Origin of the sequence: Flavobacterium sp. SORGH_AS_0622, assembly GCF_030818825.1 — a bacterium.
GTDB lineage: Bacteria > Bacteroidota > Bacteroidia > Flavobacteriales > Flavobacteriaceae > Flavobacterium.
Window position 1 is genome coordinate 2,148,856 of the sequence record NZ_JAUTAX010000001.1, and the last position, 15,163, is coordinate 2,164,018.

Annotated in this window: 13 protein-coding genes; 10 read left to right on the forward strand and 3 right to left on the reverse strand. The window is 34.3% G+C overall.

Annotated features, from left to right (window positions below):
- Positions 1–33: 33 nt before the first annotated feature.
- The 3 genes from QE431_RS09345 to QE431_RS09355 form a co-directional block, all read right to left on the reverse strand.
- Positions 34–921 (reverse strand): oxidoreductase, encoded by an 888-nt coding sequence (locus QE431_RS09345; RefSeq protein WP_307295192.1) that lies wholly within the window; start codon positions 919–921, stop codon positions 34–36.
- A gap of 155 nt (positions 922–1,076) precedes the next feature.
- On the reverse strand, positions 1,077–1,472 hold the full coding sequence (locus QE431_RS09350) for a DoxX family protein (protein WP_307295194.1): 396 nt from the start codon (positions 1,470–1,472) through the stop codon (positions 1,077–1,079).
- Between the two features lie 165 nt (positions 1,473–1,637).
- Positions 1,638–2,600: an AraC family transcriptional regulator gene (locus QE431_RS09355; protein ID WP_307295195.1), complete on the reverse strand. Its 963-nt coding sequence runs from the start codon at positions 2,598–2,600 to the stop codon at positions 1,638–1,640.
- Positions 2,601–2,698: 98 nt separating this feature from the next.
- Between QE431_RS09355 and QE431_RS09360 the strand changes: the two genes are divergently transcribed.
- The 10 genes from QE431_RS09360 (at position 2,699) to QE431_RS09405 (ending at position 15,151) form a co-directional block, all read left to right on the forward strand.
- Complete coding sequence (locus QE431_RS09360) at positions 2,699–3,079, forward strand: hypothetical protein (protein ID WP_307295197.1); 381 nt, start codon at positions 2,699–2,701, stop codon at positions 3,077–3,079.
- Positions 3,080–3,122: 43 nt separating this feature from the next.
- On the forward strand, positions 3,123–3,998 hold the full coding sequence (locus QE431_RS09365) for an amidohydrolase family protein (RefSeq protein ID WP_307295199.1): 876 nt from the start codon (positions 3,123–3,125) through the stop codon (positions 3,996–3,998).
- Positions 3,999–4,161: 163 nt separating this feature from the next.
- On the forward strand, positions 4,162–4,569 hold the full coding sequence (locus tag QE431_RS09370; protein ID WP_281865455.1) for a cupin domain-containing protein: 408 nt from the start codon (positions 4,162–4,164) through the stop codon (positions 4,567–4,569).
- 237 nt (positions 4,570–4,806) lie between these two features.
- On the forward strand, positions 4,807–5,724 hold the full coding sequence (locus QE431_RS09375) for an alpha/beta fold hydrolase (protein WP_057118121.1): 918 nt from the start codon (positions 4,807–4,809) through the stop codon (positions 5,722–5,724).
- Between the two features lie 125 nt (positions 5,725–5,849).
- Complete coding sequence (locus QE431_RS09380) at positions 5,850–6,317, forward strand: RidA family protein (protein ID WP_307295202.1); 468 nt, start codon at positions 5,850–5,852, stop codon at positions 6,315–6,317.
- 273 nt (positions 6,318–6,590) lie between these two features.
- Complete coding sequence (locus QE431_RS09385) at positions 6,591–7,181, forward strand: TetR/AcrR family transcriptional regulator (RefSeq protein WP_307295204.1); 591 nt, start codon at positions 6,591–6,593, stop codon at positions 7,179–7,181.
- Between the two features lie 380 nt (positions 7,182–7,561).
- Positions 7,562–8,563 (forward strand): NADP-dependent oxidoreductase, encoded by a 1,002-nt coding sequence (locus QE431_RS09390; RefSeq protein ID WP_307295206.1) that lies wholly within the window; start codon positions 7,562–7,564, stop codon positions 8,561–8,563.
- Between the two features lie 690 nt (positions 8,564–9,253).
- Complete coding sequence (locus tag QE431_RS09395) at positions 9,254–11,992, forward strand: substrate-binding domain-containing protein (RefSeq protein ID WP_307295207.1); 2,739 nt, start codon at positions 9,254–9,256, stop codon at positions 11,990–11,992.
- Positions 11,993–12,222: 230 nt separating this feature from the next.
- On the forward strand, positions 12,223–13,581 hold the full coding sequence (locus QE431_RS09400; protein ID WP_307295210.1) for a sugar porter family MFS transporter: 1,359 nt from the start codon (positions 12,223–12,225) through the stop codon (positions 13,579–13,581).
- A complete protein-coding gene (locus QE431_RS09405) occupies positions 13,544–15,151 on the forward strand; it encodes a glycoside hydrolase family 32 protein (RefSeq protein ID WP_307295212.1) in 1,608 nt (535 codons plus the stop codon). Before QE431_RS09400 ends, QE431_RS09405 begins: the two co-directional genes overlap by 38 nt.
- Positions 15,152–15,163: the final 12 nt, after the last annotated feature.

The window sequence follows — 15,163 nt, forward strand, 5'->3', positions numbered from 1 at the left end:
ATTTAGTACTGACCATTACAGAATGTATTTAAATTATTCTTTTTTAGTATTATTGGTATACCATTTTCCTTGTGCGGTATCAAAAAAGCTTCCTGCTTCATCATGATCTGTTGATATACTAACATTCATCCAATTTTCCATTTCTTCTGTTCGCTTTTGGTCAGCATTTTTTAATATACCAATTGCTTCACTACCTAGTACCAAGTGTACAGGAGGGTTTGGATGAGACGCTAAATCCACCATCACTTTGGCTGCTTTTTCGGGATCACCAACAGCAACAAATTGTCCTCCTTTGAAAAAATCAGTACGTTGTTTTACCATTTCGTAGCCTTCTATTTCAGTTGCGTAAGACATAGAAGCGCCAGCCCAATCAGTACGGAAACCGCCTGGTTCGACACTAGTTAACAATATTCCTAACGAAGAAACTTCTTTGGCCAAAGCTTCGGTAAAGCCACTTAGACCAAATTTTGCCGCCTGATACATCGTTAGACCTGGATTACCAACGCGTCCGCCAATAGAACTGATTTGTAAAATCCTTCCTGAACCCTGTTTGCGCATATAAGGAAGGACGGCACGCGTAATCTCAATTGGGGCATATAAATTAGTTTCTAACTGACTGCGGACCTGCTCACTGGTGTAAGCTTCGGCAGCCCCGATAATTCCGAATCCTGCATTGTTTACCAAGACGTCAATTCTTCCAAAATGTTCTGCAGCCGTTTTAACCGCACTATACACTTGTTCATAGTTAGTAACATCTAAGGCTAGCGGAAAGATTTGATCTTTGTAAAGAGCCTTCAAATCATTTAACTGATCGATATCGCGGGCCGTTGCCACAACTTTATCACCGCTTTTTAAAACTGCTTCTGTAAGATTACGTCCTAATCCTCTTGAGCTTCCTGTAATAAACCATGTTTTATTCATTGTAATTGTATTTAAATGTTCAGTACAAAATTACGGCAGAAGCAGGGATGAGTATTTTGTTAAAAAGCTCAAATTTATTTGTTAGAAAGCTCATAATTCTATAACGAAAAAGCCTGAGATAATCTCAGGCTTTACTATTCCAATAAATACTAAATCTATTCAGTTTTATTGGTAATGTAGTGAACAGTGTATAATTTTCTAAACATTAAATAAGTTATGCTTACCATTATAAAAGCAATAACAGCGTCAGTTACTGCAGAAAAGCCTAGTACTGCGAGTTTTGAAAAAAACGCAAAAGTTATATCAAAGAAAATACCCGCAAAGACCCATTCTTTCAACCGCAGTAACTTATTTGGAATTAATAATACGATAACTCCTGCGGCTTTAAACACACCAAGCAGGTAGATGAAATGTTCTGGATATCCCAATTGCTGTGTAATTCCCCAAACAATAGGATTTGTAGTAAGTTCGAAAAAACCGCTGGCTCCAAACCATAAAGAAGTTAAGATAACACCTGTCCAGTAAATAATTTTTGTTGTTTTTGCATTCATGATTTTAAAATTTTAAGCTGTTAAACAGGGCAAATTTGCATCAGAACGCTCTCATTAGATAATCATAAGTAATTGAAGTGGACAATTTCGATGTTTAAATAGACAATTTAGAGGCTAATTTTATTTAAAGCTTTACAATTTGATCGAAATAGTCATCATTGCTCTTTAATTTTGTTTGATTTTTTGGAACGATTTTGGCTTGGTTCCAATATGGTCCTCAAAAACCTTGGCAAAGTGACTTAAATTAGAAAACCCCATCTTAAAGCCAACCTCTGACACAGTCATTTTATTTTCTTTTAGCAATCGTGCTGCTTCTTTCATTCGGAATTTTTGGTAATAGCTAAACAAACTGTCCCCAAAAATTTGTTTAAATAGTCTTTTAAACTTTGATTCGCTCATTCCTACTTCTGATGCCAGTTGTTTTATAACGGGAGGCGCAGCAATGTTGTTCAAGATTGTATCTCGCACTTTATAAATTTTTTGAACATCTATTTGATTTAGTGCATGTGTAGTTGGATTTTCTCTTTTAAAAAGTTCTTTTAAAGTCAGACAGATTAATTCCTCGGCTTTAATTTTAAAAAAGAAATCATTGAGGGAAGCTGGAATGTCAGCCTGAATAATTTCCATAGCCACCTGCTCAATTTTTGGCGAAAGCAGCTCTTCAAATAAGATCGACTGTTCGCTGGTAATAATATTTCTGAAAATTTCATTGTCAATATTCACTCCTAGAGTTTTGGCTAATTTATCAGAATCGATTCCAATAAAAATAGAATTGAATTTAGTTCTACCCGGATAGAATGTTTCAATATTAAGTTTTCCCTTAAAAATCTGAATTGAAGGAAGATTTCCTGAATATTTGTTTTTTGAATCGGCATCTGGAAAAATATTATTAAAAGAAAATAGTATTCTATTCAGTGTATTTTGACCTCCTAGTCTTTTTGCAAGCACATTGTCATTAAACTCATAAAAACTTACAAGCATATTTATGGAATTGTCTAATCTAAATCCTCTTAAATAGCCTTTCCCTTTATTGTCGGGTATTACTAATATTCCATTTTTTACCTCTGTACCTAATAAATCCGCAAAACCCGCTAAAAAACCGAATTCCTCCTTTAAATGCAATTTCATTATAATGACCTTTTAGAGCTATTATTGTGTTAAATGTAGCTATTTTAATCCTTATTGACTAGATAACTTTGCCTAAAAATTAATTTAAATAATTCAAAATGACTAATATTAAAACTAAAGCCATCAGCAATGTAAATGTGTTTGATGGCAAAAATGTAATTGGTATAAAAACAGTTGTCTTTAGTGACGGTGTAATTACTTCCATTCTAAATGACTTACCAGAAGACATAAGTGAGGTTATTGACGGATCAGGCTGTACTCTGCTGCCTGGTTTAATAGATGCCCATGTGCATACCTCAGTAGAATTCTTAAAAGATGCATTAAAATTCGGTATCACTACCGAATTAGAAATGATGGGAGGATTTACCAGTAAAGGACGTGAAACCCAATTAAAAGGAGTTACAGGTGCTGCCGATGTGCGTTCTGCCGGTATGGGTCTAACAGCTCCCGGCGGGTCATCCAGACGAGCTTATTCCTAAAGGTGATGGTATTCCGGAATTCGTGTTAAAAGAAATGGAGAAAATGAGTGAAGAAGAAAAGGCCATTTTTTTAGCTGCTCACCAAGCTCAAAAGGAAGAAGAAGAAATAGGTGCCGATGTTACCTCAATTAGCGGAGCAATAGATTTTGTTCATCGTCAGGTAAATAATGGTGCAGATTATTTTAAAATAATGATTGAGGAAGGAACTGTAATGAATGCACCGGGTTTACCTGTCATTGAATCTCCGGTATTAAAAGCAGCAGTTGATGAAGCTCATAAATTAGATAAGATTGCAATAGCCCACGTTTTAACGGCAGAAGCGGCCAAAACAGCGGTCGAAATTGGTGTCGACGGCTTGGCACATCTATTTATTGACAGACCAGATTGGACAAAAGAACTCATTGAAGCTATTGCGGCCAAGGGAATTTTCGTAACACCTTGTCTGGTATTAAATTCATCGATTATAGGTAATTCTGCCTGCCATGTTGCGCATGATGAAAGAGTTGAGAAAAAATTAAATGAAGACTGGAAAATGACCATGTGTTCTTGTTTCAATACTTTTCCCGAAGGCAATATGAAAGATAACTTTGACAACGTGAGGGATTTACGCGACGCAGGAGTAGATATACTTGTTGGAACAGATGTATCTGTACCGATGCCCCATTTGGGCGGACTTGCACATGGTGTGAGTGTTCATCATGAAATGCAGCTGTTAGTAGAAGCGGGATTAAGCCCCATTGAGGCATTAAGAGCAGCCACATCAGTACCATCTAAAAGATTTAATTTATTAGACAGAGGATCAATTGCTGAGGGATTGAGAGCAGATTTGCTTTTAGTTAAAGGTGATCCTACTATTAATATTTCTGATTCTCTATCTATAGTGGGAATATGGAAGGAAGGTGAGTCTTATCACAGCTAAATCGACAAAGTTTTATAATCCATAATAATCATAACTCCACTTTTGTCCACTTCATTTCTCACTTTGTCCATTTGGGGTATATTATCATTTCAATGCCAGTAAAGCCTTGGTACTTTTGACAAGAATATTAACAAAAACAACAAATTAATTAAAACGATTAAACATGAAAACTTTAAATTTTGCATCAACTACAGTTTCTGCCCTTAGCCTTTTAGCATTGATTATTACCAATACTGTTTCTGCCCAGCAATCAGGAATAAAACGTACTGATTTGCAGCGTTACGATCTTAGTGTACCAGGATATGAAACAGTTCAGGCACGCATCGATTTTGATGCTCATACTGCTTTTGGAAAGCATTCTCACCCTGGAGAGGAAGTTATTTATGTTCTTGATGGCGTATTGGAATATGAAGTCGAAGGTCAGTCTCCTGTTACTTTAAAGGCCGGAGAGGTACTTTTTATCCCTGCTGGCGTAGTTCACTCTGCAAGAAATAACAGTCATGCAAAAGCTTCGGAACTGGCAACATATATAGTGGAAAAAGGAAAACCTGTCTTGGTAATGAAAAAGTAAACTATACTGAAAATCTATTCATAAGATAAATTAGTGATTCATTCCTGCTTAAAAAAGATTGAATCATATGGAAACTCTAAATGAATTGAAGTTCTGATTAAATAAGATTATAAATAAAATTTATATATGCTAAAAATTATTAATTTGTTTTATAATCGTAGAATTATCAATTTTGTCCTGTCAATAAGAAATGACAGATATAAATAAAAATTTTAAATAAATTAAAACCTAAAAGAAATGAAAACCAATTTAAAAACAATCGTAACAACAAGCTTCGCCATTTTTTTATTAGCTGTATCAACAGTATTTGCTCAAAGTCAAAGAAAACCGGCAAGTTTAGGAAGAGAAGAATATATTGAAGTAGAGAAAAATGTAAAACTGCATGTAACGGATTTAGGAGAAGGAAAACCAGTAGTACTGATTCACGGATGGCCATTAAGTGATGCGATGTATGAATACCAATATGCAGAACTTATCCAGAAAGGATATCGCGTTATCGGAATTACTTTAAGAGGTTTTGGATTATCAGACAAACCGGGTGGTGCGTACAACTATGATGTTTATGCAGATGATATCAAAGTTATCCTAGACAAACTTAAAATTGAAGGAGCAACAATCGGCGGATTCTCTATGGGAGGCGCAACAGTGATTCATTATGTAGCCAAATACAATGCAGCCCACGTTTCAAAACTGGCTTTGTTTGGTGCAGCAGCTCCATTATGGACAAAAAGAGCAGATTTTAACTACGGTTTCTGGACAAAAGAAGATGTAAACGGTCTTATTGCCCTTAATAATACTAACAGACCACAATTGTTTGAGAATTTCGGAAAAATATTCCCAGCAAATGAAACAAGCGTATCTGCAGGACAAGGTGCATGGTTAGGAACTATTCAGGCACAGGCATCTCCATATGCAATGGGAGAATCTATGAAAGCACTTCGTGATACAGATTTAAGAGAAGATTTGAAAAAAATCAAAATACCAACTCTTATACTTCACGGAACACAGGACAAAATTTGTTCTTACGAATTAGCTGAACAAATGCACAAATCAATTGCCAATTCAACTTTGGTTCCATTCGAGAAAAGCGGTCATGCCTTGTTTATCGAAGAGCTTCCAAAATTTAATGCCGAATTGATCAAATTCATAAAATAATAAGATAAATAAAAACAAAAATAAGGAAAGTCGTCTTTTAAAGATGACTTTCTTTTTTAGATAATTATAAGAAGGAAATAATGAAAAATATAGTAATACTTGCATTAGTACTATTGAGTTTTAATTTGTCAGCACAAACTCCAGAGCAAAAGTTAAGTCAATTAGGAATTCAATTGCCGCAAATACCAGAATCATTAGGAAGTTATGTGGATATGGTAAAAGTTGGAAACATGGTTTTCCTGTCGGGAAGAGGACCGCTTAAAGCAGACGGGAAATACATTACTGGAAAAGTAGGGAGCAGTCTCACCACCGAAGAAGGTTATCAGGCCGCCAGGCTGACAGCCATAAATCAGCTGGCGGTACTTAAACGTGCTTTTGGAAGTCTGAAAAAAATAAAACGCATAGTAAAAGTAAATGGTTATGTAAATACCGCTGAGTCGTTTACTGACCAATCAAAAGTAATGAATGGTTTTTCTGATTTATTAATTGAAGTGTTTGGCGAGAAGGGCAGGCATGCGCGTACTTCTGTGGGTGTATATACACTTCCGCAAAACATGGTGATTGAAGCAGAAATGATTGTTGAAATGGAATAACTGTCCGGTATTGTTTTATCATATTTGCCATCGAAGCTTTTTCCTTAAATCGTATTGAATAATTTATTTAAGGTAAAAAAAGACAGTCTTAGCTTTTTGCCTAACAGTGTTATGAATTCACTTTAATAATGTGTCATAAAAATATAGATTAGTTATATGGTGTTTTTTCATAGAGGTGATTCATAATTAGGCTAAAATTCAAAAGAATAAATTATTATAATTTCGTGTATGAAATATACTTTTTAGTATATTTGCTGTCTAATTAATTTCAAAATGATGACTAAGGCCGAAAAAACAAAACAATTCATATTAGAAACTGCGGTTCCTCTTTATAATGAAAAGGGCATTTCGGGAGTTAACATTGATGATGTTCTTGAGGCGACCAAGCTTACCAAAGGATGTTTATATGGTCATTTTGAAAATAAAGAAGATTTGTCGGACCAAGTAATTGACTTATCTCTTAAGATGGTTTCTGATAGAATAAGAGCTGCAGTTTACGGCTCAAAGACAATGAAGGGCAAAATACATGCCTTTTTAGATTTTTATAAAAACCCCATTGATACCTATATTTCAGGCGGATGCCCGATATTTAATACTGCAGTAGAGGCAGATGATAATTATCCCTTTATAAGAGAAAAAGTGGCTAAAGTATTTAAAAAAGGTCAACAGGAATTAACCGCTCTGCTTCAAGAAGGAATTAATAACGGAGAATTTTCTACTAAACTAGATCCCGTTGTTTTTGCTTTTAAATTGGTAGCTTCGGTTGAAGGGGGAATCGTAATGTGCAGAGTTATGCAGACTGCAAAACCAATGCAGGGTTTGGTAAAAAGTCTAAAGTCTGAATTAGAACAATACGTCATCTAATTTTTTTTTAGTATGAAATAAACTAAAAAGTATAATTTAAAATAGACTTTTTAGTTTATTTTAAACAAAACAATCTGTTGATCAGAGAACCAAAAACATAAAATTAATTTAAATAATTATGAAATAAAAAAACAGCAAATACAATATTTATAAGCGGCGGAAGTGACCGAATAAGATTCGCAATTGCAAACAAAAAACTAAACCCAAAGCAGTTAGTAAAAGCTCTTATTTCTGAAATCAAAAAGAGCAATTTACTATTCGTGTTGGTAATTCTAAATTATTATTGTTAGCAGGTTTTTTCCAAAACTGGCTTTCAATCTGGTAAATTCTAAAAAAAACTACGCTGCCTTAAGCAGTAATTAAACTTTAAAACATCTAAAATGAAAGCATTTGTAATTAATAAATACAGTAAAAAGCAAAGTCTGCAGCGTGTAGAACTTTCTTTACCAGATGTAAAAGAAAATGATATATTGGTCGAAATCCATGCGGCAGGTGTCAATCTTTTAGACTCTAAAATAAAAACAGGAGAATTTAAACTCATTCTACCCTATAAACTGCCGCTCATTTTAGGTCATGATGTGGCAGGAATAGTTGTAAAAACAGGAAAGAATGTAAAAAAGTTTAAAACTGGGGACCAGATCTATGCGAGAGTCTCAGATTACCGAATAGGTACGTTTGCCCAGTTTATTGCCATTGACGAAAAAGATGCCGCCCTGAAACCTACAAATCTTTCGATGGAAGAAGCTGCATCTATTCCGCTGGTAGGGCTTACATCGTGGCAGGTTTTGGTTGAAAGAGCTGGAGTAAAATCAGGTCAAAAAGTGTTTATACAGGCAGGATCTGGTGGAGTTGGAACTTTTGCTATTCAGCTGGCCAAACATTTGGGTGCTGTAGTTGCTACTACGGCAGGTGCTCAAAGTACCGGCTTATTAAAAAACCTTGGAGCTGATATTGTTATTGATTACAAAAACAGTGATTTCGAAAAAATCTTGAGTGATTATGATGCAGTCTTAAATAGTCAGGATCAGAAAACACTCGAAAAATCACTGCGAATATTAAAACCAGGTGGTAAACTAATTTCTATTTCCGGACCGCCGACACCTGTTTTTGCAAAAGAAATCAGAGCTCCTTGGTTTGTAAAAATTGTCCTGTCATTACTAAGTTCTAGTATCCGTAAAAAAGCAAAACATAAAAACGTAGACTATTCTTTTTTGTTTATGAAAGCAGATGGGGAGCAGTTAAGTGAAATTACCAAACTTATCGAGTCTGGTGTAATCAAACCTATTGTTGATAAAATTTTTCCTTTCGAAAAAACAAACGATGCGTTGTCTTATGTAGAAAGCGGAAGGGCTAAAGGAAAAGTTGTCATTAAAATAAAATAACATTTTTACCCGAAAGCAAAGGTTTTTATGCATTCATATTTGTGATGTAAAAACCTTTTCTAAGATTTTAATCGGCACTTTTCAGTTTCAAATTAGCATTTATTTCACCTGATAGTTATGAATATTTTTCTTTTTCATTATTCATTGTGGCCCTAGCAGGTAATTTATAAACGATAATCAAATATTGTTTAAATTGGAAATACTGTTTAACTGATTTGCAGTATCAAAAATGCTTTTTTGAATCGAAAGTGCCAGATTAATAATTATAAAGATTAGAACCTAAAAATCCGGAAGAACTTGATTGGTTAGTACGTGAAACTAATTTGGGAGTTGCAATCAATATAATTCCTAACTATATGTGAACAGGCGCTCCTTTTCTAAATGACATTCTCGAATTATACTTGTAAGTATCCTACACTTACAGGGATGTCTCTCCTTATTTAGACTTTTTACTATTATACTTTTAAATCTTATAGAGTAAAATATAAGCATGATTATTATTTTACATCAGATATATTATTCACTCATTTGTGTACATGAAATAAAAGTTTAATTTTACTTTTTTAATTATTAGATTTTCTTACCGCTTGTTATAGTAAAAATATTCCTTCCTAATTTTTTTCACAAGCAGCTGGCTCAATAAAGTATTGTAAGAACTTATTTTTTTATTTACATAAACCCATAATTTCGATGTATAAATTTCTAAAATATACTTTGATACTTTTTATAGTGTCATTAGGTCTAATCTCCTGTAAACAAAAACTGAGTAATAAAATAAAAGTTGGATTTTCTCAGGCCATGACTACTGATGACTGGCGTAAGCAGATGAACAGCTCAATGAAAATTGAAGCCTCATTACGGCCTGAAGTCGATCTGACTATAAAAGATGCCAATAACAGCATCGAGAAGCAAATAGAAGATATTGAAGGATTCATATCTAATAAAGTAGATGTCATTATTGTATCCCCAATCCAGTCTAAACCTTTGACGGCAGTTGTAGAAAAATCAATAAAAGCCGGAATTCCTGTTCTTATTGTAGACCGGAAAATTGAAGGAGAAAACTATACTGCTTATCTTGGAGCTGATAATATTGAAATTGGCAGAATTGCAGCGCGATATATTATTTCGCACGGTAAAGGGTCAGGTAAGATTATAGAAATAACAGGAGCAAACGGTTCTTCACCAGCGTATGAGCGTAGTTTAGGGTTTGATCAAATTATCAAAGAAAATAAACGTTTCAAAATTGAAAAAATCATATTTGGTGATTGGGAAAAAGAGTCAGTTAAAGCGCCCCTAAAAGCGATTCTTTTGCAAAATCCTGATATCGAATATATTTTTGCCCATAATGACCGTATGGCTTTAAGTGCCTGGGAAACTGCCAAAACTGCCGGACTGGAAAAGAAAATTAAATTTATTGGTGTTGATGGACTCAACACGGTGAATGGGGGAATAGAATTGGTTAAAAACGGAGTTTTAGACGGAACAGTTCTGTATCCGACAGGAGGAAATGAAGCATTGAAACTGGCTTTAAAAATGTATTATAAAGAAGCAGTTGCAAAAAATAACATACTCAATACAATCGTAATAGATAAGAATAATGCTGAAATTATCGAAAATCAAATGGATAAAGTCGATCAGCAGCAGACAGTTATTGAGTCTCAGCAGGGAGCAATAAAAGTTCAGGAAAGAGAATATGCTTCGCAGAACAATCTGGTTCGATTATTGAGTTTTTTCTTAGTGATTATTTTGAGTCTGACTATCTACAGCATTTATTCAACTATTTCTATTTCAAAGAAGAAAAAACAGCTTGAAAAAATTAATCAGACTGTTATTGACCAGAATAATGAAATTCAGGAAATGGCTCAGCTTGCGGCTAAAAGCAATGAAGCAAAACTCAATTTCTTCACAGGACTTTCACATGAATTTAAAACTCCGATAACTTTGATTATGAGTTATGTAGAGTCGCTGATTGAAAATGAAAAAATTAAGGGAACTGCCCTTATCGATGAAGTAAAACTAATTCATAAAAACTCAAACAGATTATTGCGTTTGATCAATCAGTTATTGGATTTCAGGAAAATTGAAGAGCAAAAATTTACCCTTAGGGCTTCCAGTACAAAAATTTACGATTTCACAAATGAAGTCATGGCTAATTTTAAAGGCGAAGCTGCCAGAAGAAATATTGATTTTCAATTAAGCTGTAAAAACAAAAATCTGGAACTCTTTATTGATCGCAGTTTAATGGACAAAGTATATTTCAATTTGCTGTCAAATGCTTTTAAATTTACGCCCGATAATGGTAAAATTAGTATTTCAATTGTCGAAAATCAGGATAATACAGTACAGATCCATTTTAAAGATTCCGGAATTGGAATCCCTGATGATGAACTTTCAAATGTTTTTGATCCATTTTTCAGGGCCTCAAATAATAATAAAAACAGTTCAGGCATTGGATTGCATTTGTCAAAAGAGTTTGTGCTTTTGCATCAAGGAATTATCGAACTGAAATCCAAGCAGGGCAGTGAATTTGTCATTACATTATTAAAAGGAAGCAGTCATTTACAGCCTGGTGAAATTATTCAAAAAGCCGAGAACCTAACCAGTATTCCAAACTTAATTACTGATAATTTAAATATAGAACCTGATTTAAAAGAATCAAGCATCATTTCTGATGCTGAGAAACACACTCTACTAATCATAGAAGACAATGTAGATTTGGTTAACTTTTTAAAAGCAAAACTGTCCAATGAATATGTAGTGTATAATTCTGATGGAAGCGATGCGATTCAAAAAGCATTAGAAATTATTCCGGATATTATAATCTGTGATATTAATTTAGTAGATAAAGATGGTTACGAGATTAGTAAAGAATTGAAGAAAGATCTTCGTTCTTCTCATATTCCAATTATTATTTTAACTGCGCAGAGTAATAAAGAATCTGTTTTGAAAGGATTGCAAAGCGGAGTAGACCAGTATCTTACGAAGCCTTTCAGCCTTTCTATTTTGAAACAATCTATATCAAGCTTGCTTTTTAATAGAGAGAAACTTCGTTATTATTATACTAATAATATTTATCGTGTTGAGCCTGAATCGAAATTTGGCAATCAGGAACAATCCTTTATTACCAAAATGAATGATATTATTAAAAAGAATGTCGAAAATCCTAAATTCTCTGTTGAAGATTTAGCCGATAAACTTGGAGTTTCCAGAGTTCAGCTGTATCGAAAAGTAAAAGCAATTATCGGAATTAATATCAGCGACCATATTAATAATGTAAAATTAGAGAAGGCGGCAGAGCTTTTAAAGTTAAATAATATGAATATTTCTGAAATTGCTTACTCGCTGGGATTCTCTTCTCCCAATTATTTTTCTACAGCTTTTAAGAATAAATTTGGAATTTCACCAAAGGAATACAAATCCTCAAATTAATATTGGTTTAAAATTGATACAAATCAGGTATCATTTTTAAACCTAATGTAACAAAATCGAAACTACACGGTTTTCGTAAATAAGTTTTAAATTATGTAAAGCCTTGCAAATAAAGCTTTTAGTTTAAAAATATCAAACTATCAATAATTATAGAATTAAATTGTAACATCATTAAAAATAAGTTGTTTTTATTGCGGATATCTTAGCAACAAGTTTTTAATACATCTACAATGAACAAGATATTGATTTGGTCTGTTACTGCTGCACTGGCAGGTTTTCTATTCGGTTTTGATACCGTAGTTATTTCTGGAGCTGATAAACAACTACAGCTTCTCTGGCATTCATCTGATGCTTTTCATGGATCTGTTGTTATGGCAATGGCACTGTGGGGAACAGTCGTAGGTGCTATTTTTGGAGGAATCCCAACCAATAAAATAGGACGTAAAAAAACACTGTTTTGGATCGGAATTTTATATTTCATTTCTGCCGTTGGTGCTGCTTTTGCCAATGATCCTTATGTTTTTGCAGCTTTTAGGTTTATTGGAGGTTTGGGTGTTGGGGCTTCAACCATTGCTGCTCCGGCGTATGTTTCAGAAATTGCTCCAGCTGAAAAACGAGGGAGATTGGTTGCTTTGTATCAGTTTAATATTGTTCTGGGTATTTTAATCGCGTTTATATCTAATTATTTTTTAAAAGACATTGGAGAAAATGCTTGGCGCTGGATGGTTGGGGTTCAGGCTATTCCGTCTGTTATTTATATTCTTTTTATCATAACAATTCCAGAAAGTCCAAGATGGCTCCTGTCCAGAAACCGTGATGAAGAAGCCCGTAAAGTACTCCTTAAAATCGATCCCTCGGCCTCTCTTTCTTCCATTATGGATGATTCCAGAGAAAATGGAGTGACGAAACATGAAAATATATTCATGAAGAAATACCGTTTCCCTTTAATCCTAGCTTTTTTAATTGCTTTTTTCAATCAGTTTTCAGGAATCAATGCTTTTTTATATTATGCACCCAGAATTTTTGAAGAAGCAGGTTTAGGACAGAACACGGCTTTATTAAGCAGTATCGGCATTGGGATCACCAATCTTATATTTACTTTAATTGGAGTAGCATTAATTGACAGATTAGGAAGGAAGTTGTTAATGTATATTGGTTCTATTGGATATATCATTTCTTTAGGATTAGTCTCTGCTTCTTTTTATTACAATTGGGGAGGATTATCAGTACCCATTTTTCTTTTCCTGTTTATCGCTTCACACGCCATCGGTCAGGGAGCAGTTATCTGGGTTTTCATCTCAGAAATTTTTCCAAATCATATCCGTGCATCGGGACAGGCATTTGGAAGTTCAGTGCATTGGGTTCTGGCAGCGATTATTCCGTCTTTAATTCCAATGTTGTTTTCAGAAATAGGACCAGATGCCGTATTCTTAATTTTTACACTAATGATGGTATTACAGCTACTGTTCGTAATTTTTATGATGCCGGAAACTAAAGGAATCTCTTTAGAAGTATTAAGCGAAAATCTAACCAAAAAAAATATCAAAAAAAATGAAATCAAAGAAACATCTGCCGCTGGCATTCTATAGTGCGATACTCCTTTCAGCAGGAGGATTTATACCGTACTCGGCTGTTGCACAAACAACTGCTGTTTCAGTATCAGCCTCGGCTGAGGAACAAATGTACCGCCCTAATTTTCATTTTACACCCAAAAAAGGCTGGATGAATGATCCTAACGGAATGTTCTATGCAGATGGGAAATATCATTTATTCTACCAGCATTTTCCTGATGGAAATAAATGGGGACCAATGCATTGGGGGCATGCGGTCAGTAAAGATCTGATTCAATGGGAAGAATTGCCTATCGCAATTTACCCAGATAAGGATAAATATATTTTCTCAGGAAGTGCTGTTGTAGATATAAATAATACATCAGGTTTAGGTATCGGAAATAAGGCGCCAATTGTAGCGGTTTATACGCTGCATGATATGACAAAGGAAAAAGAAAATAAAATTGATGTTGAGCAGCAGGATATTGCTTTCTCGAATGACAATGGTTTTACATGGCAGAAATTTGAGGAAGGAAATCCTGTCGTAAAAAACCCGGGAATTCGTGATTTTCGTGACCCAAAAGTGACTTGGGATGAAACCCATAAACAATGGATAATGGTTTTAGCAGCGCAGGACCGTTCCCAATTTTATAAATCAAAAGACTTAAAAAGCTGGCAATATTTATCTGATTTCGGAAAAAATATTGGGGCACATGGAGGTGTTTGGGAATGTCCAGATTTTTTTGAAATAAAAGTGCAGGGTACAAATGAAACCAAATGGGTTTTAATTCAGAGCTTAAATCCAGGAGGTGCAAATGGAGGTTCTGGAACGCAATATTTTATTGGAGATTTTGATGGAACAACTTTTACATTAGACCCAAATTTTGCCAAAAGAGTTGAACAGGAAAAAGCCGTCTGGATAGATTACGGAAAAGATAATTATGCCGGTGTAACGTGGAATAATATTCCAAACTCGGACGGGCGAAGATTATTTATCGGCTGGATGTCCAATTGGGATTATGCCCAAGATGTACCGACAAATGTCTGGAGAAGCAGCACTACGATCGCTAGAGAAATTCAGCTAATAAAAAAAGGAAATGAGTTCAGTCTGGTTAGCATTCCTGTAAAAGAAATCAATAAATATATTTCTAAAACAATCAAAGGCAAAAGCTTAAAAGGTAAAGGTAATCTTTCTATTCCAGAAGCTGCAAAAGTTGATTTAACTAAGGCAATTATTGATTTTAAGCTAAAAAACATAAAACAGGATACCTACACTTTTATGCTTTCAAATGATAAAGGCGAGTCTTTGACATTCGGAATCAATAATGCGGCTCATTATTTATTTGTGGACCGTTCAAAGTCTGGAAAAAATGATTTCTCAGAAAAATTTGCTGCAACGATTACCAAAGCATCTTTAGGCGGCAGTCAAAGAGAGGGTGCTTTTAAAATTATTCTGGATAAAACATCTATTGAAATATTTTACAATAATGGCGAAAAAGTTATAACCGAAATCTTTTTCCCGCAGCAGCCATTTACATCTCTTTCGGTGTCTTCAAAACAGACAATAGAATTAAACAACCTCGTAATTAACCAATTAAATAAAAACTAACTAAAAACCACT

What these genes read in the sequence shown, in the direction of transcription:
- QE431_RS09395 (WP_307295207.1), top strand. Translation starts at nt 9,254, where the DNA reads ATGTATAAATTTCTAAAATATACTTTGATACTTTTTATAGTGTCATTA.
- QE431_RS09345 (WP_307295192.1), bottom strand. Translation starts at nt 921, where the DNA reads ATGAATAAAACATGGTTTATTACAGGAAGCTCAAGAGGATTAGGACGT.
- QE431_RS09400 (WP_307295210.1), top strand. Translation starts at nt 12,223, where the DNA reads ATGAACAAGATATTGATTTGGTCTGTTACTGCTGCACTGGCAGGTTTT.
- QE431_RS09360 (WP_307295197.1), top strand. Translation starts at nt 2,699, where the DNA reads ATGACTAATATTAAAACTAAAGCCATCAGCAATGTAAATGTGTTTGAT.
- QE431_RS09405 (WP_307295212.1), top strand. Translation starts at nt 13,544, where the DNA reads ATGAAATCAAAGAAACATCTGCCGCTGGCATTCTATAGTGCGATACTC.
- QE431_RS09385 (WP_307295204.1), top strand. Translation starts at nt 6,591, where the DNA reads ATGATGACTAAGGCCGAAAAAACAAAACAATTCATATTAGAAACTGCG.
- QE431_RS09370 (WP_281865455.1), top strand. Translation starts at nt 4,162, where the DNA reads ATGAAAACTTTAAATTTTGCATCAACTACAGTTTCTGCCCTTAGCCTT.
- QE431_RS09350 (WP_307295194.1), bottom strand. Translation starts at nt 1,472, where the DNA reads ATGAATGCAAAAACAACAAAAATTATTTACTGGACAGGTGTTATCTTA.
- QE431_RS09355 (WP_307295195.1), bottom strand. Translation starts at nt 2,600, where the DNA reads ATGAAATTGCATTTAAAGGAGGAATTCGGTTTTTTAGCGGGTTTTGCG.
- QE431_RS09375 (WP_057118121.1), top strand. Translation starts at nt 4,807, where the DNA reads ATGAAAACCAATTTAAAAACAATCGTAACAACAAGCTTCGCCATTTTT.
- QE431_RS09365 (WP_307295199.1), top strand. Translation starts at nt 3,123, where the DNA reads ATGAGTGAAGAAGAAAAGGCCATTTTTTTAGCTGCTCACCAAGCTCAA.
- QE431_RS09390 (WP_307295206.1), top strand. Translation starts at nt 7,562, where the DNA reads ATGAAAGCATTTGTAATTAATAAATACAGTAAAAAGCAAAGTCTGCAG.